General features: G+C 55.0%; 18 protein-coding genes. 4 read left to right on the top strand and 14 right to left on the bottom strand.

The annotated features are described in order from the left end of the window. Positions 1-37: 37 nt before the first annotated feature. The 4 genes from ACTJJI_RS23370 to soxR form a co-directional block, all read right to left on the bottom strand. A complete protein-coding gene (locus ACTJJI_RS23370; protein WP_014830299.1) occupies positions 38-1684 on the bottom strand; it encodes a Na+/H+ antiporter in 1647 nt (548 codons plus the stop codon). Positions 1685-1834: 150 nt separating this feature from the next. Further along, positions 1835-3184 carry a guanine/hypoxanthine transporter GhxP gene (ghxP, locus tag ACTJJI_RS23365; RefSeq protein ID WP_014830298.1) on the bottom strand — a complete coding sequence of 450 codons (1350 nt, stop codon included), beginning with the start codon at positions 3182-3184 and terminating at the stop codon, positions 1835-1837. A gap of 298 nt (positions 3185-3482) precedes the next feature. Next, the gene (locus tag ACTJJI_RS23360) at positions 3483-4154 is read right to left on the bottom strand and encodes a glutathione S-transferase family protein (RefSeq protein ID WP_014830297.1); all 672 of its coding nucleotides are present in this window, start codon (positions 4152-4154) and stop codon (positions 3483-3485) included. Positions 4155-4467: 313 nt separating this feature from the next. Next, the gene (gene soxR, locus ACTJJI_RS23355) at positions 4468-4926 is read right to left on the bottom strand and encodes a redox-sensitive transcriptional activator SoxR (RefSeq protein ID WP_013095072.1); all 459 of its coding nucleotides are present in this window, start codon (positions 4924-4926) and stop codon (positions 4468-4470) included. A 97-nt stretch (positions 4927-5023) separates the two neighbouring features. Here soxR and soxS point away from each other — a divergent pair, with 97 nt between their 5' ends. Then, entirely contained in the window at positions 5024-5350 is a 327-nt protein-coding gene (soxS, locus tag ACTJJI_RS23350) for a superoxide response transcriptional regulator SoxS (RefSeq protein WP_013095071.1), read from the top strand. Between the two features lie 6 nt (positions 5351-5356). On the opposite strand, the gene ACTJJI_RS23345 is transcribed toward soxS, so the two are convergent. Next, a complete protein-coding gene (locus tag ACTJJI_RS23345) occupies positions 5357-6922 on the bottom strand; it encodes an EAL domain-containing protein (protein ID WP_047360212.1) in 1566 nt (521 codons plus the stop codon). A 671-nt stretch (positions 6923-7593) separates the two neighbouring features. Here ACTJJI_RS23345 and ACTJJI_RS23340 point away from each other — a divergent pair. Continuing rightward, complete coding sequence (locus ACTJJI_RS23340) at positions 7594-7875, top strand: YjcB family protein (RefSeq protein ID WP_008503385.1); 282 nt, start codon at positions 7594-7596, stop codon at positions 7873-7875. Between the two features lie 62 nt (positions 7876-7937). Here the strand turns inward: ACTJJI_RS23340 and ssb1 are convergent, their stop codons facing one another. Beyond that, positions 7938-8462 carry a single-stranded DNA-binding protein SSB1 gene (gene ssb1 / locus ACTJJI_RS23335; RefSeq protein ID WP_008503384.1) on the bottom strand — a complete coding sequence of 175 codons (525 nt, stop codon included), beginning with the start codon at positions 8460-8462 and terminating at the stop codon, positions 7938-7940. Positions 8463-8713: 251 nt separating this feature from the next. Here ssb1 and uvrA point away from each other — a divergent pair, with 251 nt between their 5' ends. After that, positions 8714-11536, top strand: a complete 2823-nt coding sequence (gene uvrA, locus ACTJJI_RS23330) for an excinuclease ABC subunit UvrA (protein ID WP_440655738.1) — start codon at positions 8714-8716, stop codon at positions 11534-11536. Between the two features lie 3 nt (positions 11537-11539). On the opposite strand, the gene ACTJJI_RS23325 is transcribed toward uvrA, so the two are convergent. The 6 genes from ACTJJI_RS23325 to dnaB all read right to left on the bottom strand — a co-directional run bounded on the left by ACTJJI_RS23325 (position 11540) and on the right by dnaB (position 17186). Next, a complete protein-coding gene (locus ACTJJI_RS23325) occupies positions 11540-11893 on the bottom strand; it encodes an MmcQ/YjbR family DNA-binding protein (RefSeq protein ID WP_014830294.1) in 354 nt (117 codons plus the stop codon). Positions 11894-11895: 2 nt separating this feature from the next. Next, positions 11896-12312 (bottom strand): secondary thiamine-phosphate synthase enzyme YjbQ, encoded by a 417-nt coding sequence (locus ACTJJI_RS23320; RefSeq protein WP_047360211.1) that lies wholly within the window; start codon positions 12310-12312, stop codon positions 11896-11898. Between the two features lie 112 nt (positions 12313-12424). After that, positions 12425-13138 carry an acid phosphatase AphA gene (aphA, locus tag ACTJJI_RS23315; RefSeq protein ID WP_050859517.1) on the bottom strand — a complete coding sequence of 238 codons (714 nt, stop codon included), beginning with the start codon at positions 13136-13138 and terminating at the stop codon, positions 12425-12427. 221 nt (positions 13139-13359) lie between these two features. After that, complete coding sequence (tyrB, locus tag ACTJJI_RS23310; protein ID WP_096928751.1) at positions 13360-14553, bottom strand: aromatic amino acid transaminase; 1194 nt, start codon at positions 14551-14553, stop codon at positions 13360-13362. A 124-nt stretch (positions 14554-14677) separates the two neighbouring features. Next, positions 14678-15757 carry an alanine racemase gene (gene alr, locus ACTJJI_RS23305; protein ID WP_047360209.1) on the bottom strand — a complete coding sequence of 360 codons (1080 nt, stop codon included), beginning with the start codon at positions 15755-15757 and terminating at the stop codon, positions 14678-14680. Between the two features lie 16 nt (positions 15758-15773). Continuing rightward, positions 15774-17186: a replicative DNA helicase gene (gene dnaB, locus ACTJJI_RS23300; RefSeq protein WP_013095063.1), complete on the bottom strand. Its 1413-nt coding sequence runs from the start codon at positions 17184-17186 to the stop codon at positions 15774-15776. Between the two features lie 60 nt (positions 17187-17246). On the opposite strand from dnaB, the gene ACTJJI_RS23295 reads away from it, so the two are divergent. After that, a complete protein-coding gene (locus tag ACTJJI_RS23295) occupies positions 17247-18230 on the top strand; it encodes a quinone oxidoreductase (protein WP_050859519.1) in 984 nt (327 codons plus the stop codon). Positions 18231-18415: 185 nt separating this feature from the next. Here the strand turns inward: ACTJJI_RS23295 and pspG are convergent, their stop codons facing one another. Further along, entirely contained in the window at positions 18416-18658 is a 243-nt protein-coding gene (pspG, locus tag ACTJJI_RS23290; protein ID WP_013095061.1) for an envelope stress response protein PspG, read from the bottom strand. A gap of 136 nt (positions 18659-18794) precedes the next feature. Continuing rightward, positions 18795-19790 carry a tRNA dihydrouridine(20/20a) synthase DusA gene (gene dusA, locus ACTJJI_RS23285; RefSeq protein WP_014830288.1) on the bottom strand — a complete coding sequence of 332 codons (996 nt, stop codon included), beginning with the start codon at positions 19788-19790 and terminating at the stop codon, positions 18795-18797. Between the last annotated feature and the right edge of the window lie 32 nt (positions 19791-19822).

The raw sequence follows: 19822 nt of genomic DNA, 5'->3' as shown, positions 1-19822 counted from the left end.
AGAGGGAACCGATCGAGCGCCACCGGGCAAAATCGCGCTACTGATTCTCGATCAACAACGCTTCCAGCAGATCCAGATCGTGCAGCAGTTTCTGCAGCGTTTCGTTGCTGATTTGCCGCGTGGCACGCAGATGGTACAACTCGGCACGCTCGGAGCGCAGCGCCGCCAGACGGAACCGGCGCTCGAGGTTCTCCTCCTGCAGCGAGCTTTCCACATCGTTACGCCCGTCTGCGCGGCGACGCAAATTACCAATCACGCGTGAGCTCACTTCCGTCAGCAGCTGATTGTCGATGTTCTCTTCGGCATCGGCGGCCAGGCGCTCCTCCATTTTCTGGATGGCCACAATCGCCACTTCGGCGGTAGCGGCGCGGGCAATCCGCTCCTCTTTATGCTGCTGGGTGGCGTCGCCTGCATCAATATGCTGTAGCAACAGCGGCAGCATAATTACCCCGACGAACAGGGAGAAGAGGATCACCCCCGCCGCCAGGAAGACCAGCTCGTAACGCGCCGGGAAGACATCCCCGGTAGGCAAGAGCAGCGGAATGGAGAGCACACCGGCAAGGGTGATCGCCCCGCGTACGCCTGCAAAGGAGGCAATCAGCAGTTCACGCGTTGTCCACGAACCGAACTCCATCGGCTTTTTCTTCAGGAAGCGCACGCTGAACTTTTTCATCGTCCACAGCCAGCCAAAACGCACCAGCATCAGCGCCATATAGATCAGCACGATATCGGTAAACAACATCCAGGTTTCTACGTTAGGGTCGGCTTCGGCCGCCACCAGCGAGGATTCCATAATGCCCGGCAGCTGCAGGCCCAACAGCAGGAACACCATGCCGTTAAAGACAAACTCCAGCATCGCCCAGGTGCTGTTCGCACGCAGACGCATGGCCAGCGGTGCACGGCGCATTACGCCAGAGCGGGTGATGGTCATCCCTGCCGCAACCGCCGCCAGAATGCCCGATACCCCAATGTGTTCGGCAATCAGATACGAGGCAAACGGCAGCAGGAACAGCAGCACGATCTGCGTAGCCGGCTCATCGCCACCCCAGCGACTGAGAAAGCGCAGCGAACGGCCATACAGCCAGCTCACCACAAACCCGGCCAGGATACCGCCGATAGCCACCTTGAAGAATTCCAGCGTTGCGCCACCGATAGTAAAGATCATGGTCCCCATCGCGACGGCCACGGCGAACTTCAGGGCAACCAGACCGGAGGCGTCATTCATCAGCGCCTCTCCCTGTAAAATGCCCATGATTTTCTTCGGAATTCGCCCCTCACCCACAATGCCGGACAGCGCCACGGCATCGGTTGGCGACAGGACTGCGGCCAGTGCAAAAGCGGGTATAAGCGGGATCCCCGGGACCACCCAGTAGATCAGGAAACCAATCCCGACCACGGTCACAACCACCAGCGCCAGCGCCAGACCGAAGATTTCGCGCCCATGTTCCAGAAACTCGCGTGTGGGTGTTTTCCAGCCATCGGCAAACAGCAGTGGCGGGATAAACAGCACGAGGAACAGTTCCGGGTCGAACTCAACGTGCAGGCCGAACGTCGGCCACGCCAGCAGCGCGCCGATGGCAATTTGCATTAATGGCAGGGGGACCTGAAAGGGCAGTACGCGTGTGACCACCCCGGATAATGAGACCACAAGGGTCATGATGAGTATTGTGAAAAAGATTTCCATGCGTTCCCTGTTTGCTGTGTTACTTATGTACTACGGAAGGCGTCGTGCCTTTTATTCTATCCTCCCCAGAGTAACGCAAAAGGCAACGGGATGAGTCCTGAAAATAAAAACGGGCGGCCTGAGCCACCCGTTTTCGCATCAAAGGACAATTTAGATAGCCCAGCCGCCCGCGTAGAACACCACCAGCGCAACGGCGATGACCACGGTGCCGATGTTCAGCTTGCGCCACTCACCGGAGACCAGGCGCCCAATCACCAGTGACGCGAAGCCGATCATGATGCCGGTCACGATGTTACAGGTCAGCACGATAAACACCGCCGTGATCAGGCCTGACATCGCGTCCACAAAGTCCGCAAAGTCAATTTTCGCCACGTTGCTCAGCATCAGCAGGCCGACGTACATCAGTGCCGGAGCCGTAGCGTAGGCTGGCACCAGGTAAGAGAGCGGCGAGAGGAACAGGATCAGCAGAAACAGCACACCAACGGTAATGGCCGTGAGACCCGTTTTACCGCCTGCTGCCGTCCCCGCAGCGGACTCAATATAGACCGCAGCCGGAGCAGCCCCGACCAGACCCGAGAAGACGCTGCTCAGGGAGTCGGTGGTCAGCGCTTTGCCACCGTCGATAATCTGACCGTCTTTATCCAGCAGGTTCGCCTGACCGGCCACCGCACGGATGGTACCGGTGGCATCAAACACCGCCGTCATCACCAGCGCCAGCACGCTTGGCAGGATCACCGGGTTCAGCGCGCCGACAATATCCAGGCTGCCAATCAGTGAGTTACCGTTGTCATCGCTCAGTGACGGCATGGCAAAAATACCGGAGAAATGCACGGTCGGGTCGAAAATCAGGCCGACAATGGACACACCGATAATGGTCAGCAGAATGCCGCCAGGGACTTTCAGTTTTTCCAGACCAATAATCACCGCCAGGCCAATCAGGGACATGATCACCGGGAAGCTGGCGAAGTGGCCCAGCGCCACCGGCAGACCGTCCAGCGGGTTCTTAATGACCAGACCCACGCCGTTGGCGGCAATCAGCAGCAGGAACAGCCCGATACCGATACCGGTGCCGTGCGCCACGCCGTGTGGCAGATTGCGCAAAATCCAGCTACGAATGCCGGTTGCCGAGATAATGGTGAACAGCACGCCCATCAGGAAGACGGCGCCCAGGGCAACCGGTACGCTGATGTGTTGGCCCAGCACCAGGCTAAACGCGGTGAAGGCGGTCAAGGAAATGGCACAGCCAATCGCCATCGGCAGATTCGCCCACAGCCCCATTACGATGGAGCCAACACCGGCGACCAGACAGGTTGCAACGAAGACCGCTGCCGGTGGGAAGCCTGCTTTACCGAGCATGCCCGGCACAACGATGACGGAGTACACCATTGCCAGAAACGTTGTCAGACCGGCAACGATTTCCTGGCGCACGGTGCTGCCGCGAGCAGAAATTTTAAAGATGGCGTCAAGTGAACCGCCGGTACGCGCGGATGGCGTAGACATAGAAAACATCCCCTGAGAGTTTTTATAGAAAGTCCGTAAGCGTGGTGGAGACTCCACTGCCAGCAAAACGTCAAATCCTTGTGCTGCGTTTGCGACGAAAAGGGGCGTCACAAAAAAAGCAAACGTTTAGCTCCGCGCTTACAAAACGGGTGGTCAAATTTAGGCAAACGATTATCCAGCCTAATCACCGCCCTTTTCAACTGAACTTTCTCGTTTTTCGCTAAATTTCCCTTATGACGACGAAGAAATAAGCAGAGGATGCGCAAACGTTATCGTTAATGCGCAATCAGGTTACAAATCACCCTTCCCCCGGAATCGTTAATGGCCCACCTTGTTCCAGCGTTCTCTGCCAGGCAGGACAACTTTCGACCTTTTTCTTCCATGCATGGGTGTGCGGAAGATCCTCGATACCGCCCCGCGCCAGCAGGGCAAAAATCGGGAAACTCATCTGAATATCGGCCATGCTGAGTTTATCTCCGGCAAACCAGCTATGTTGAGCCAGGTGTGATTCAATAAACCGCGCGTGGGTTTCCAGCTGGCGGTTGAGATACGCTTTTTGTACTCCCTGTCCCAGCGCTTTCCCCAGCGTTCGTATTCCAAACGGCACAGGCGGTTTACCGAGGCTGTTAAAAACCAGCTTCATTAACAGTAGCGGCATAAGTGAACCTTCTGCATAGTGCAGCCAGAAGCGGTATTGCACCTTATGGGCAGGATCCAGCGGCTTAAGCTGCGATTCTGTGTCGTAGGTTTCCTGCAGATACTCCAGAATGGCACCCGATTCGGCAAGGATCAGCCCGTTGTCTTCGATGACCGGAGACTTGCCCAACGGATGCACGCGTTTAAGGGCCTCGGGAGCCAGCATGTTCTTTTCGCGCTGGTAGTGAACGATCTCATAGGGCAGAGAAAGTTCTTCCAGAGCCCAGATCACGCGGTGCGAGCGCGACTGGTTGAGATGGTGTACCGTGAGCATGGTTCTCTCCTGTTATTCATACTTTTTAACTATAGAAAATTGAACAACACCGCGAAAAAAATTCGCCTAAAAAACGGTCAGGTCTGCTGGCGAAAAAACGGACCTTGCGTAGAATTAAAGTGTCAGCACAAACCGGAACCTCCTCAACCAGCTCGACATGAGGGGTGCTGATGTCGGGGGAAACCCTCCCGTGAGCCAGCGGGATAGAGAGAAAGACAAAGACCGGAAAAAACTAAAGCGCCCTTATGTGGCGCTTTAGTTCTTTATTATGCTTTTTGCCGGGTAAGGCGCAACCGCCACCCAAAAACAGATGTCAATCCTCCTCCAGCAGCCGCGCCCCCGTCCCCTGTTCGCCCAATTTGTCACCGGGGTTGCGTAACGGGCAATCGCTACGCGACAAACAGCCGCAACCGATGCACCCGTCCAGTTCGTCACGCAGCGCCACCAGCGTATGAATACGCCGGTCCAGCTCCTCACGCCACTGGGATGACAGCTCTTTCCACTCCTTCGGACTTAGCGTGTGGCCTTCCGGTAGCACGCCGAACGCTTCGCCGATGGTGGCCAGGGGAATTCCGATTCGTTGCGCAATTTTGATAATCGCTACGTAGCGGAGTACGTCACGGGTGTAGCGCCGCTGGTTTCCGGCATTACGAATGCTTTTAATTAACCCTTTACTTTCATAGAAGTGGAGCGCCGATACCGCCACACCGCTTCGTTTAGCCACTTCACCCGGGGTTAAAAGCGCTTTTATTCTCGGCAATCTCTTTTCCATAAAACCTCTTTACCTCAAGTTAACTTGAGGAATTATACTCCCCCGCAGAGAAAACGACGAATCAACCAGGAAAGTTGTATCTACAGAGGGCAACCGTATGTCGCATCAGCAAATTATTCAGACACTTATTGAATGGATTGATGAACATATCGACCAACCGTTGAACATTGATGTGGTCGCTAAAAAGTCGGGCTATTCGAAATGGTATTTACAGAGAATGTTCCGGACCGTTATGCACCAGACGCTGGGTGAGTACATTCGTCAGCGCAGGTTACTGCTGGCGGCGCAGGCGTTACGCTCTACGCAGCGGCCTATTTTTGATATCGCGATGGATCTGGGGTATGTGTCGCAACAAACCTTTTCCCGCGTGTTTCGCCGCGAGTTTGATCGCACGCCGAGCGATTACCGTCACCAGTTGAATTAAGGTTTATCAGTGTAAAGGTTGCTGCTGCCAGGTCATAAACTCCTGGGGCGGCATCGCTTTCGCGAAGTGCCATCCCTGACAGAACTGTACGCCGCGCTTCAACAACCAGCTTACCTGCTCGGCAGTTTCTACCCCTTCCGCAATGGTTTTGAGCCGCAGGCTCTGCGCCATCTCGATAATGTGCTCGGCGATAAGATGACTGGTGCTGTTGGTGGTTAAGGTGTCGATAAAGGATTTGTCGATTTTCAGAATATCGACATTCAGCGAGTAGAGGTTGTGCAGGTTCGAGTAACCCGTACCAAAATCATCGATCGCCACTTCATAACCTGCCTGACGGAAGGCCTGGATGACCGGCGTGGTTTTCGGCACATCAATAAATCCGCGTTCCGTGACCTCGATTTTGATCTGCTGCGCACGCACGGCATAGTGCCGCGCCTTGTCGGAAATCATGGCGATCAATCGCGAGGAGTGGAAATCAGTGGCCGACAGGTTAATCGAAATATAGAGGTCCGGATGCGTCGCCAGGAAATGGCCCAGATCGCTGAACACCTCTTCCACCACATAATCCGTAATCCGTTCGCTCATCCCCTCTTTTTCCGCCAGCGGAATAAATTCCGCCGGGCTCATGACCGGCCCGTTAAAGCCAGGCCAGCGCAACAACGCCTCTGCTCCAACGCACCGGTTATTCTTGATATCAATAATCGGTTGATAATGGACACATAGCTGGCGTTTATTGAGCGCCCGGTGCAGTAACCGCCCGGGGGAGTTGAGTTCACGATGAGTGCGAGACCAGACCAACAAAATAATGATACTGCAGATCATTCCCAACGGCAGCGTCAGCGTCGCCTGATGGTAGAGCGTTTCATAAAAGCGTTTATTCGATGTGGAAACGATGGCGGCGATAGGACGTTTATCAGACTTCACCACCGTATAAAAACGGTCATCTTTTTGAAATACCACGTCCTTATCCCGAATCATCGAGTTTAATAAAGAAACGTTGGCTTTCTGACTGACGGAAAAGAAGGCATTCGTCACCGTGTCATACACTCCCCAGGAGAGGGAATGATCGTTCGACATCACTTCACTGTACGAAAGCGGATTAACCACCACGACATAATTCCCGCGCTGCATATATGTCATTTTATAGCCAGTGAAAAATGGCGTATCACGATAATAATAGATAGCGATATCGGGTTTACGGGTGTAATTAGCGGGGGAGATCGCGTAGGGCTGATCCGGGGTAAAAATGGATGAACAACGAAAATTCTGACCTTCGGCATAAATTAAATCAGCGATGAACAGACGGCCACGAACCACGTTCAACATATATTGGCGATGAGACGGCGTACAAACTTTACCCTGATATTTTTCCGCCTCGCCCCGGGCCAGATCAACCTGTTCAATAACCAGTTCAGTTTTGTCTAAAGCCAGTTCAGCAAATGTGCGTAACTGCGCGCTTGTTTCCGACACTGCTCTTAGCTGGGCAAACCATAGGGCAAGCATCACCGGCAGCATAACTACCATGATGATCCCTACCACTCTGAGCATCTTGCGCCGCGCGCTACGATTCATTTCCCGCCCTATATCCCTGCATGTTGTACGCCTGTAGTATTGAAGGCCGGATGCTTTGATAAACAGGTGATTACGTTGCATGAATCATGCGAAGTTAGCAACTGACTTTTAGTATTAAAAATCTTAAATTTCGTTATGACGATAATATTTGTCCGTAAGCTAAACTAAAAGTATTCGTTCCGTTTCTATTAAGGGAAATATTTATCCAGCCTGGACCCGGGGTTTGAAGATAACGCAACAGAGGATCGTTGATTAAGCCAAACTTCTGGCAGCATGAAAAAAGTACAACGTCAACATAACGTTTTATACTATTTGCGCGGGTGTATTTTGATCAATGTTTTATAAATGTTCAGCTATTACCACAATATTTCCAGGATTAGCCGAGAATAACGTTCCACTTATAAAAGTGCCATCGCCGGCGAGTCCGTTCCTCCACCGTTGCTCTCCCCCCGCTCGCCCAGAGGACGTTGGATCCGGCACGTTGTGGGTTCGCTCCCGCGGATGTCGAAGCCGTCCCCTCCTGTAACCTCTCTTTTCCAGAGCAATAAAATGCCCATTATGCGCGCACAGGCACTGGCGAATAAATCAACAAATGTGATATAGTTCACACATATCATGTAACGAGAAACACTGTTTCATTCAGTTCGTCTGTTTTGGAGAGGATGGGTTTTATGGCAACCATTACTACCAGCATGGTTCTCCTGCGCTGGCCTTTGTTGAGTGCGGTACTGATGTTTTTAGCCAGCACGCTGAACATTCAGTTTCGTAAATCTGACTACGCGGGTCTTGCGGTTATCAGTACGCTGTTAGGACTGGGCGCGGCTTGCTGGTTCGCAACGGGTCTGCTTGGTATCACCCTGCTGGATATTGCCGCCGTCTGGGAAAATATTAAAGTAGTGATGGTTGAGGCAATGAGCCATACGCCACCAGACTGGCCGATGGTAATTACCTGATACCAGACTGAATAAAAAAACCCAGACCGATGTCTGGGTTTTTTATTTTGCATATCCGTGAATCAGAACGGAATGTCGTCGTCGAAGTCCATTGGTGGTTCGTTAGACGGTGCCGGTGCGGATTGCTGCTGCGGGCGAGACTGCGCGCCGCCGCTGAACTGGTTGCCGCCCTGTGGCTGCTGAGGCTGGCCCCAACCGCCCTGCTGCTGGCCGCCACCTGCTGGTGCGCCACCGCCCTGACGGCCACCCAGCATCTGCATGGTGCCGCCAACGTTTACCACCACTTCAGTGGTGTATTTCTCAGCGCCGGACTGATCGGTCCATTTGCGGGTACGCAACTGGCCTTCAATATAAACCTGAGAACCTTTACGCAGGTACTCACCGGCCACTTCTGCCAGTTTGCCAAACAGCACAACGCGGTGCCATTCGGTCTGCTCTTTCATCTCACCGGTCGCTTTGTCACGCCAGGATTCGGAAGTAGCCAGCGTAATGTTGGCAACTGCACCACCACTCGGCATGTAGCGTACTTCCGGGTCCTGGCCCAGATTACCGACGAGAATCACCTTGTTTACGCCTCTGCTGGCCATGTTCGTGTCTCCTGAATACGTTTCTTAATAGTGTAAACGCGCGAGTGTACCATTTCCACGCGTCAATTTGCATAGTTGCGTGGCGGGTTCAGAAATCTCTCGCGAACTCGACATTGTTACACAGCTAAACAGAAAATGCATTCCAATACTGTATATTCAAACAGGTTAAATTGTGTCATAATTAGCCGTTTCTGACAGCCGGTTGTCCTTCAAACAAACCAGGCAATCCGTGTTCCAACCGGGAAAGGTGAATGGATAAGATCGAAGTTCGGGGCGCCCGCACCCACAATCTCAAGAATATCAACCTCATAATCCCTCGCGACAAACTCATCGTCGTGACCGGGCTTTCGGGGTCTGGCAAATCCTCACTGGCTTTCGACACTTTATATGCCGAAGGACAGCGTCGTTACGTTGAATCACTCTCTGCGTACGCGCGTCAGTTCCTGTCGCTGATGGAAAAACCGGATGTCGACCACATTGAAGGGTTGTCTCCTGCTATCTCTATCGAGCAGAAGTCTACTTCCCACAACCCGCGTTCAACGGTCGGTACCATTACCGAAATTCATGACTACCTGCGTCTGCTCTACGCCCGCGTGGGTGAGCCGCGCTGCCCGGATCACGACGTCCCACTGGCGGCGCAGACCGTGAGCCAGATGGTGGATAACGTGCTGTCGCAGCCGGAGGGCAAACGCCTGATGCTGCTTGCGCCCATCATCAAAGAGCGTAAGGGCGAGCACACCAAAACGCTGGAAAACCTGGCAAGCCAGGGGTATATCCGCGCCCGTATTGATGGCGAGGTATGTGACCTGTCGGATCCCCCCAAGCTGGAGCTGCAGAAGAAGCACACCATCGAAGTGGTGATTGACCGCTTTAAAGTGCGTGACGATCTGGCGACGCGTCTGGCGGAATCCTTTGAAACCGCACTGGAACTCTCTGGCGGTACGGCGGTGGTCTCCGATATGGACGACCCGAACGCGGAAGAACTGCTCTTCTCCGCCAACTTTGCCTGCCCGATTTGCGGCTACAGTATGCGCGAGCTGGAGCCACGTCTGTTCTCCTTCAACAACCCGGCGGGTGCCTGCCCGACGTGTGACGGTCTGGGCGTACAGCAGTATTTCGACCCGGATCGGGTGATCCAGAATCCTGAACTGTCGCTGGCTGGCGGTGCGATCCGCGGCTGGGATAAGCGTAACTTTTACTACTTCCAGATGCTCAAATCGCTGGCAGAGCACTATAAGTTCGATGTAGAAGCCCCGTGGGCCAGCCTGAGCCCGAACGTGCACAAAGTGATCCTGTTCGGTTCCGTTAAAGAGAACATAGAGTTCAAATACATGAACGATCGCGGCGACACCTCCGTACGTCGCCACCCGTTCGAAGGGGTGCTGCACAACATGGAGCGGCGCTACAAAGAGACTGAATCCAGCGCGGTGCGTGAGGAGCTGGCGAAGTTCATCAGCAACCGCTCCTGCGCCACCTGTGACGGCACGCGTCTGCGTCGTGAAGCTCGCCACGTGTTTGTTGAAAACACGGCGCTGCCGACCATCTCAGACATGAGCATCGGCCACGCGATGGACTTCTTCAACAACCTGAAGCTCTCCGGTCAGCGTGCAAAGATTGCCGAAAAAGTGCTGAAAGAGATCGGTGATCGTCTGAAATTCCTGGTGAACGTCGGCCTGAACTACCTGACGCTTTCTCGCTCCGCAGAGACGCTGTCCGGCGGTGAAGCCCAGCGTATCCGTCTGGCCAGCCAGATTGGTGCCGGCCTGGTGGGCGTCATGTATGTCCTGGACGAACCGTCCATCGGCCTGCACCAGCGCGACAACGAGCGTCTGCTCGGTACGCTGATCCACCTGCGTAACCTCGGCAACACGGTGATTGTGGTCGAGCACGACGAAGATGCCATCCGTGCTGCCGACCATGTTATCGACATCGGTCCGGGTGCGGGCGTGCACGGCGGCCAGGTGGTCGCAGAAGGCACCCTGAAAGACATTATGGCGGTGCCCGAATCGTTAACCGGCCAGTACATGAGCGGCAAGCGCAAGATTGAGGTGCCGAAACAGCGCGTGCCGGCGAACCCGGAAAAAGTGCTTAAGCTCACCGGCGCTCGCGGCAACAACCTGAAAGACGTGACCCTGACGCTGCCGGTGGGTCTGTTTACCTGTATCACCGGTGTATCCGGTTCCGGTAAGTCGACGCTGATCAACGATACGTTGTTCCCGATTGCGCAGACGGCGCTGAACGGCGCGACGCTTGCCGAACCTGCACCGTACCGCGATATCCAGGGGCTGGAGCATTTCGATAAGGTTATCGACATTGATCAAAGCCCGATCGGCCGTACACCGCGTTCCAACCCGGCAACCTATACCGGCGTCTTCACGCCCGTCCGTGAACTCTTCGCGGGTGTACCGGAAGCGCGTTCGCGCGGCTACACGCCAGGACGTTTCAGCTTTAACGTTCGCGGCGGCCGCTGCGAAGCATGTCAGGGCGACGGCGTGATCAAGGTTGAGATGCACTTCCTGCCGGATATCTACGTGCCGTGCGACCAGTGCAAAGGCAAACGCTATAACCGTGAAACGCTGGAGATTAAGTACAAAGGCAAGACCATCCACGAAGTGCTGGATATGACCATTGAAGAGGCGCGCGAGTTCTTTGATGCCGTTCCTGCGCTGGCGCGTAAGCTGCAAACGCTGATGGACGTAGGTCTGACCTACATTCGTCTGGGGCAGTCAGCGACCACGCTCTCTGGAGGTGAAGCGCAGCGCGTGAAGCTGGCGCGTGAGCTATCCAAACGTGGTACCGGGCAGACGCTGTATATTCTCGATGAGCCGACCACCGGTCTGCACTTTGCGGATATCCAGCAGTTGCTCGATGTTCTGCATCAGCTTCGCGATCAGGGCAACACCATTGTGGTCATTGAGCACAACCTGGACGTGATTAAAACCGCGGACTGGATCGTCGATCTCGGCCCCGAAGGCGGCAGCGGCGGCGGTGAAATCCTCGTCTCCGGTACGCCAGAGACCGTTGCTGAGTGCGAAGCCTCGCACACTGCACGCTTCCTCAAACCGTTGCTGTAATCGTCACACGGAGAGTTGCTGTCGGGTCGCTTCCGGCAGCAGCTCAACCGCCTGCTGATAAGATGCGTCCACCAGGTAGTAAATCTGCGACCCCGGGATGGAACCGTCGAGATAGACCGTACTCCAGTGCGCTTTGTTCAGATGTTTACTTGGCCGGACGTCATCGTGCTGCTGACGTAATAGCTCCGCCAGTTCCGGGCTGGTTTTCAGCGATGCCGCCGGGCGGCCTTCCACCTCTTTCACCATCGCAAACAAGACATCTCCCACTTTAATCTGCGTAGCTTTCCAGTCGCTGTGCACACTCTGCTCCGCGCCAGGCTTACTCATGCAGTACTGAAGTAGCTCCGAAATTGTCATCTTTATTCCCCTTGTAGCGTTGCGATAATTTTACGCGAACCACCGTGAATGCGATGTTCTCCCAGCCAGATCCCTTGCCATGTTCCCAGCAATGGCCGCCCGTTATGAACCGGCAGCATCAGCGATACGCCCAGCAGCGAAGATTTGATATGCGAAGGCATGTCATCCGCCCCCTCATAGTCGTGATCGTAAGGGGCATTGTCCGGAACGGTCTTCAGAAAATGCTGCTCCATGTCAGACCGGACGGTGGGATCGCAATTTTCATTAAGCGTGAGAGAGGCCGACGTGTGCTGAAGCAGCAGATGCAGCAAACCCGTTTTGACGCGCGACAGGTCGCGGATTTGCCCGATAACTTCGTCAGTCACCAGATGAAATCCGCGAGGTTTAGCGCTTAAGGTCAGGGTCTGTTGGTACCACATGTGCTGCTCCGTTATGAAAGTGAATCTTTCTAAGTGTGCAGCAAGAAGGCGAAAGGTAAAACCCACAGCGACGAGATTTGCTTAAAAAAGAGCCAAACTCGCCGCCTGCGGTTTAATATTCAGAGTTCACAATGACCTCTTCGCCAAACTTCCCGGCCATCGGCAGCGGTCGATAGGTCGAGTTAGAGGCGCGTAACACCCTGATTCCTCTGGCACCCACATCACGCGCGGCGCTGATATCGTTGTCAGAATCGCCGTAGAAGACTTTGATATTTTTCTGCTCCAGCCACTGGGTTTTGGTGTTTTGTCCCGGTTTGTCGCCAGCGAAAATCACCGGGTTCATGCTGGCCGCCGGGATGCGGAAATCGTCCTGCAGCGTTTTAGAGACCGTTTCCGTTTTGGTCTGGCTGCGCCCGGTTACGAAGTAAATGCTGTCGCCACGCTTAACGTGCATATCGATGAGCGCGCGGGCCACCTCTTTCGGAATGCTGAATTCGTCCCAGCCGTTGTTCATCTTTTCCCAGAATTCCGGGTTTTTCAGATACGCTTCGCTGTCCGGTGAGTATGTTTTTTTACCACGCCAGAAACCCGGGCTTGAGAAGAGGACGGTATCGTCAATGTCGAAGCCCACGGCCATTGGCGGGCGACCCATCAGGCTGTTTTCAATCTGAGCCACAGAAACCCAGTGAATGGGGGCTTGTTCAGCCAGAATGGCAGCGGTGGTGCCGGTGTAAAGCGGCGTCGGTGCGGAAGCGCGCGCGACGACCGTACTGTTAAGCGAGAACAATAAGCAGGCGGCGCTGAGCGCCAGTGTGATCTTGCGCATATTTTCCCCTGAATATTCAGTTTGTTATCGTTTTAATTTGAGCGACCGGTCAAAAATCTATCCGACCATAACCCCAGCGGGAGATGAAGGGAAGGAGTTTTTGCTTATGAAACTGAATAAAAAGAAGAAGATCACAAAGCGAGATGTCGACCTGAGCGGCCTGATGCCCTCACCCATGCCCTCTCCCACAGGGAGAGGGCGGAATAAATGATAGTGAGTACTTACATTACTGCAGCAAACGCCTGCGCAACGCGATGAACGTTACTGGCATTCAGACCCGCCACGCACATACGTCCGCTGGCAATCAGGTAGACACCAAACTCTTCGCGCAGACGATCGACCTGTGCGGCGCTCAGACCGGTGTAGCTGAACATCCCGCGCTGTTTAAGCAGATAGTCAAAGTTATGTCCCGGTACGGCCTCCTTCAGGACATTAACCAGCTCCTGACGCATCGACAGAATGCGCTTACGCATGGATTCCACTTCGGCAAGCCAGTTGGCTTTCAGCTGTTCGTCACCGAGCACGGTCGCCACCACCTGCGCGCCAAAGTTAGGCGGGCTGGAGTAGATGCGACGTACGGTCGCCTTCAACTGACCCAGCACACGGCCCGCCGCTTCGGCGTCTTCGCACACCACGGAAAGGCCACCTACGCGCTCGCCGTACAGGGAGAAGATTTTTGAGAAAGAGTTGCTGACCAGAACGGGCAGCCCGGCGCTGGCCACGGCGCGGATGGCATAGGCATCGTCTTCCATCCCGGCACCAAAGCCCTGATAGGCGATGTCGAGGAATGGGATCAGGTTGCGCGCCTTCAGCACCTCAATTACCGCGTCCCACTGGGCGTTGGTAAGGTCTGCCCCCGTCGGGTTATGGCAGCACGGATGCAGCAGCACAATACTGCGCTCTGGCAGGGTGTTCAGCTTTTCCAGCAGCGCGTCAACGCGCACGCCGTTGGTTTCGCTGTCGAACCATGGATAGGTCGCCACCTTAAAGCCGGCACCCTCAAAGATCGCCACGTGGTTTTCCCAGGTGGGATCGCTGACCCATACCCCTGAATCCGGGAAGTACTTTTTCAGGAAGTCCGCACCCACTTTAAGCGCGCCTGAACCGCCCAGCGTCTGGATGGTTGCCACACGTTTTTGTGCGAGCACCGCGTGATCGGCACCAAACAGCAGCGGCGCGATGGCGTTACGGTAAGTATTGAGCCCTTCCATCGGCAGATAAAGAGAAGCACCGTGCGGGGCGGCGCTAAGACGCGCTTCCGCTTCAGCAACCGCTTTCAACTGAGGAATAATGCCGTCCTCGTTGTAATACAGACCAATGCTGAGGTTCACTTTGTCGCTGCGAGGATCTTCTTTGAAACGCTCCATTAAGGAGAGAATGGGGTCGCCGGCGTAGGCGTCAACTTTCTGAAACACGCGATGGTTCTCCGGAATTCGATAAGGCAGGGAATTCAACAATAAACCGGATATGACAGAAGATCGAGCGTTTAACCTGTTTCATGCCGGGTCAGGCAACGCTGCCCCCGGCATTCACAGTAGTTTAGTCGATATACTTCATCGCCACCCTTGACGTCAGGCGCGTAATAAGTTCGTAAGCACTCACTTTCGTGATTTCCGCGATGCGTTCGACGGGCAAACCGTCACCCCACATCACCACATCGTCGCCTGCTTTGTCCTGCGCATCGGGGCCGAGATCTACGCAAATCATGTCCATCGCCACGCGACCAACAATCGTTACTTCGCGGCCATTGACCAGAACCGGCGTACCGGACGGCGCAGCGCGTGGATAACCGTCGCCATACCCCATCGCTACCACCCCCAGTCGGGTGTCACGCTCGCTGGTCCAGGTGCCGCCGTAACCCACCGGCTCACCCGCTTTATGCTCGCGCACTGCAATCAGCTTAGACACCAGAGACATCACCGGCTGGAAACCAAAGTCCGGCCCCCAGGGTCTGTTCTCCAGCGGCGATACGCCGTAAAGAATAATGCCCGGACGCGCCCAGTCGAAGTGCGACTGCGGCCACAGTAAAATCCCGCCAGAAGCCGCGATAGAGCGCATACCCGGCTTGCCTTCGCAGAAGGTGTTAAAGATATCGAGCTGCTGTTCAGTGGCGCCGCATTCAGGCTCATCAGCCCGGGCAAAATGGCTGACGATATTCACCGGCTGGCGGACGTTTTTGCACTGGCACAGACGCTGATAAAACGCCTGCGCGTTTTCCGGGCGTACACCCAGACGGTGCATGCCCGTGTCGAGCTTCATCCAGACGGTGACCGGCTCACTCAGCTCAGCGGTTTCGAGTGCGGAAAGCTGTTCTTCGTTGTGTACCGCCGTGTGCAGATGCTGGTCTGCAATGGTCGGCAGGTCTGCAGCCTCAAAAAAACCTTCGAGCAATAAAATCGGTTGGGCGATCCCCCCCGCGCGCAGGCGGAGGGCTTCTTCAAGACGGGCAACGCCAAAGGCGTCGGCATCGGGGAGCGTTCGCGCGGTCTCAAGAAGACCGTGTCCGTAAGCGTTCGCTTTCACGACTGCAACAAGTTTACTGGCGGGCGCCAGTTCACGCAGACGTTGCAGGTTGTGTCGCAGAGCGCGGCGGTTAATCACAACAGTTGCCGCTTGCATTTGATTTCCTTAGGAATTACTCATCATCATATTGAGGACCGGCATAGTTGTCGAAGCGCGACCACTGTCCGTTAAAGGTCAGACGTACCGTACCGATAGGGCCGTTACGTTGTTTACCGATAATAATTTCGGCGATCCCTTTCAGGTCGCTGTTCTCGTGATAAACCTCATCACGGTAGATGAACATGATTAAGTCGGCATCCTGCTCGATGGAGCCGGATTCACGCAGGTCGGAGTTGACCGGGCGTTTGTCGGCACGTTGTTCCAGGGAGCGGTTAAGCTGCGAGAGCGCCACGACCGGCACATGCAGCTCTTTGGCTAATGCCTTGAGCGAGCGGGAAATTTCCGCGATCTCCAGCGTACGGTTATCGGAGAGCGACGGCACGCGCATCAGCTGAAGGTAGTCGATCATGATAAGGCCAATACCGCCGTGCTCACGGGCGATACGGCGCGCACGGGAGCGCACTTCTGTCGGCGTCAGGCCGGAGGAGTCATCAATATAGATGTTACGTTTTTCCAGCAGGATCCCCATGGTGCCGGAGATACGCGCCCAGTCCTCATCGTCGAGCTGACCGGTACGGATTCGGGTCTGATCCACACGTGACAGCGACGCCAGAGAACGCATCATGATCTGCTCTGATGGCATCTCCAGACTGAAGATCAAGACCGGTTTATCCTGCAACATCGCCGCGTTTTCGACGAGGTTCATCGCAAAGGTGGTTTTACCCATCGACGGACGCGCAGCGACGATAATCAAATCCGACGGCTGCAGGCCTGCGGTTTTCTTATTGAGATCGTCATAGCCGGTGTTAACCCCGGTTACGCCATCGTGCGGCTGCTGGAAGAGCTGTTCAATACGGGCAACGGTGGCATCGAGGACATCGGCGATGTTTTTCGGGCCTTCGTCTTTATTGGCGCGACTTTCGGCGATTTTAAAGACGCGGGATTCCGCGAGATCGAGCAGGTCTTCGCTGGTGCGACCCTGCGGATCAAAGCCCGCTTCGGCGATTTCATTCGCAACGGAGATCATCTCACGAACAACGGCACGTTCGCGGACGATATCCGCATAGGCACTGATGTTCGCCGCACTTGGTGTGTTTTTTGAAAGTTCCGCTAAATAAGCAAAACCGCCAACGCTGTCCAGTTGCCCCTGCCGCTCCAGCGATTCCGCGAGCGTAATCAGGTCAATCGGACTACCGGACTCCTGCAGACGCGCCATTTCGGTGAAGATGTGGCGGTGCGGGCGGGTGTAGAAATCGTCGGACACGACGCGCTCGGCAACGTCGTCCCAGCGCTCGTTATCCAGCATTAAACCGCCCAACACCGACTGTTCCGCTTCAATCGAGTGCGGCGGGACTTTTAACCCGGCGACCTGAAAATCACGCTCACGAGGTTCAGTCTGTTTGTTGAAGGGTTTGTTTCCTGCCATAGTGAATGGAGTTACCGAGATAAAGAGTGGGTCGAAAGATTACCACATTCTGGAGGAAGCATGGCAACACGTATTGAATTTCACAAGCATGGTGGCCCTGACGTACTCAACGCGGTGGAGTTTACCCCCACGGCGCCTGGCGAAAATGAAGTACAGGTTGAAAACAAAGCCATCGGCATTAACTACATCGACACCTATATTCGCGGCGGCCTCTATCCACCACCGTCACTGCCGAGCGGTCTGGGTACCGAAGCGGCGGGCGTGGTCAGCAAAGTGGGCAGCGCCGTTAAGCATATTAAAGAAGGCGATCGCGTGGTGTATGCGCAATCGGCGCTGGGCGCTTACAGCTCCGTGCACAACGTTCCGGCTGACAAAGTTGCCCTCCTGCCCAATGCCATTTCGTTTGAACAGGCCGCGGCCTCCTTCCTGAAAGGGCTGACGGTCTATTATCTGCTGCGCAAAACCTATGAAATCAAACCCGACGAGCAGTTCCTGTTCCATGCTGCGGCAGGCGGCGTGGGGCTGATCGCCTGCCAGTGGGCCAAAGCGCTGGGCGCAAAACTGATCGGCACCGTAGGAAGCGCGCAAAAAGCCCAGCGTGCGCTGCAGGCCGGTGCATGGCAGGTGATCAACTACCGGGAAGAGAGCATTGTTGAACGCTTAAAAGAGGTAACCGGTGGCAAGAAAGTGCGCGTGGTGTATGACTCGGTAGGGAAAGATACCTGGGAAGCGTCTCTGGATTGCCTGCAGCGCCGCGGTCTGATGGTGAGCTTCGGCAACGCGTCAGGTGCGGTGACCGGGGTAAATCTGGGTATTCTGAACCAGAAAGGCTCGTTGTATGTCACTCGCCCATCCCTGCAGGGTTACATCACCAATCGCGAAGAGTTGCTCGAAGCCAGCAACGAGCTGTTCTCACTGATTGCCAGCGGGGTCATCAAAGTGGATGTGGCAGATGCGCAGAAGTACGCGCTAAGCGATGCGCAACGTGCGCATGAGGTGCTGGAGAGCCGGTCAACGCAGGGGTCAAGTCTGTTAATTCCCTGATCCCATAAAAGAAATTGGGCTTCCCTGAGGAAGCCCTTTCTTTTTTTTAGTTCGGCTGTATGTAGGGTACAGCTCGATGAATTCTTTAGCGGCAGTCATAGTGACAGATTCGATAAGTAAATCCTATTCCGTTCTAAGCAATGCCGCCGGAAAAGTTGCAGGTATGTGACGAACCCCTCAATACCTTAGTAACGAAAGCGGTTATTACGCTGATAAGTGGGCAGTTTTGGTGATTTAATCGCCCGTATCACCCACACCACTGCAACGGCCAGCAGCAGCCACGGCAGAAGTTTGATCGTCAGGGCAAATAATCCACCAATAAACATGACCACCGTCGCCACCACAAGCGCTGCCAGAATGCCGAGCAGCGAAACGCCTGTCGCTAACAGCATGACAAAAAAGCCAATCACAAAAAGTAGTTCCAGCATGGTGCTCTCCCACGAGTTCCCGAATAATGCAGTAAGCATTACAAAATCCATGCCAACATTAACCCATTGTTCTTAAAGCAAAACGCCCCGCAATGCTGTACGGGGCGTGGTGAATTTGACGATTTTTTAGCGAGATTTATCGTTTATCTGCGACCAGACGCAGTGCGTGTTCCAGCACCTCAATATCGGCACCGGCTTTATGGGCGTTCTCGCTGAGATAGCGACGCCACTGGCGCGCCCCGGGGATCCCCTGGAACAGGCCGAGCATATGGCGGGTGATATGGCCGAGATACGTACCGTTGCTCAACTCGCGTTCGATGTACGGATACATGGCTCTCACTACCGCAACCGGATCGCTGTCTGCTCCTTCAACGCCAAAGATTTCGCGATCGACCGTCGCCAGAATGCCCGGATTCTGATATGCCTCGCGACCGACCATCACGCCATCCATATGCGCCAGATGTGTTTTGGCCTCGTCGAGCGACTTGATGCCGCCGTTAATCGACATCGTCAGATGCGGGAAATCACGCTTCAGCTGGTACACGCGAGGGTAGTCCAGCGGCGGAATTTCACGGTTCTCTTTCGGGCTCAGGCCAGAGAGCCAGGCCTTACGCGCGTGGATGATAAACATCCCGCACTCGCCCTTTCCGGCAACCGTATTGATGAAATCACACAAGAATTCGTAGCTGTCCTGGTCGTCAATACCGATACGGGTTTTCACCGTCACGGGAATGGAGACCACATCGCGCATCGCCTTGATGCAGTCCGCTACCAGCTGTGCGTTCCCCATCAGACAGGCGCCGAACATGCCGTTTTGCACGCGATCGGACGGACAGCCAACGTTAAGGTTAATTTCGTCGTAGCCACGCGCTTCTGCCAGCTTCGCACAGTGCGCCAGCGCGGCCGGATCGCTGCCGCCCAGCTGCAGGGCTACCGGATGCTCTTCTTCGCTGTACGCCAGATAGTCGCCCTTCCCGTGAATAATCGCACCGGTGGTGACCATTTCGGTGTACAGCAACGTATGGCGGGAAAGCTGGCGCAGGAAATAGCGGCAGTGTCTGTCCGTCCAGTCGAGCATGGGCGCAATGGAGAAACGGTGTGCAGGAAAAGCAGTCTGGTGTTCTGACGACATGGCGAAGTTTTAAGCATCTGGTGGAAAAGGGG

The organism is Enterobacter sp. 22466, from assembly GCF_052044775.1.
Taxonomy (GTDB): domain Bacteria; phylum Pseudomonadota; class Gammaproteobacteria; order Enterobacterales; family Enterobacteriaceae; genus Enterobacter; species Enterobacter dissolvens.
This window is presented reverse-complemented; position numbering and strand designations above follow the sequence as displayed.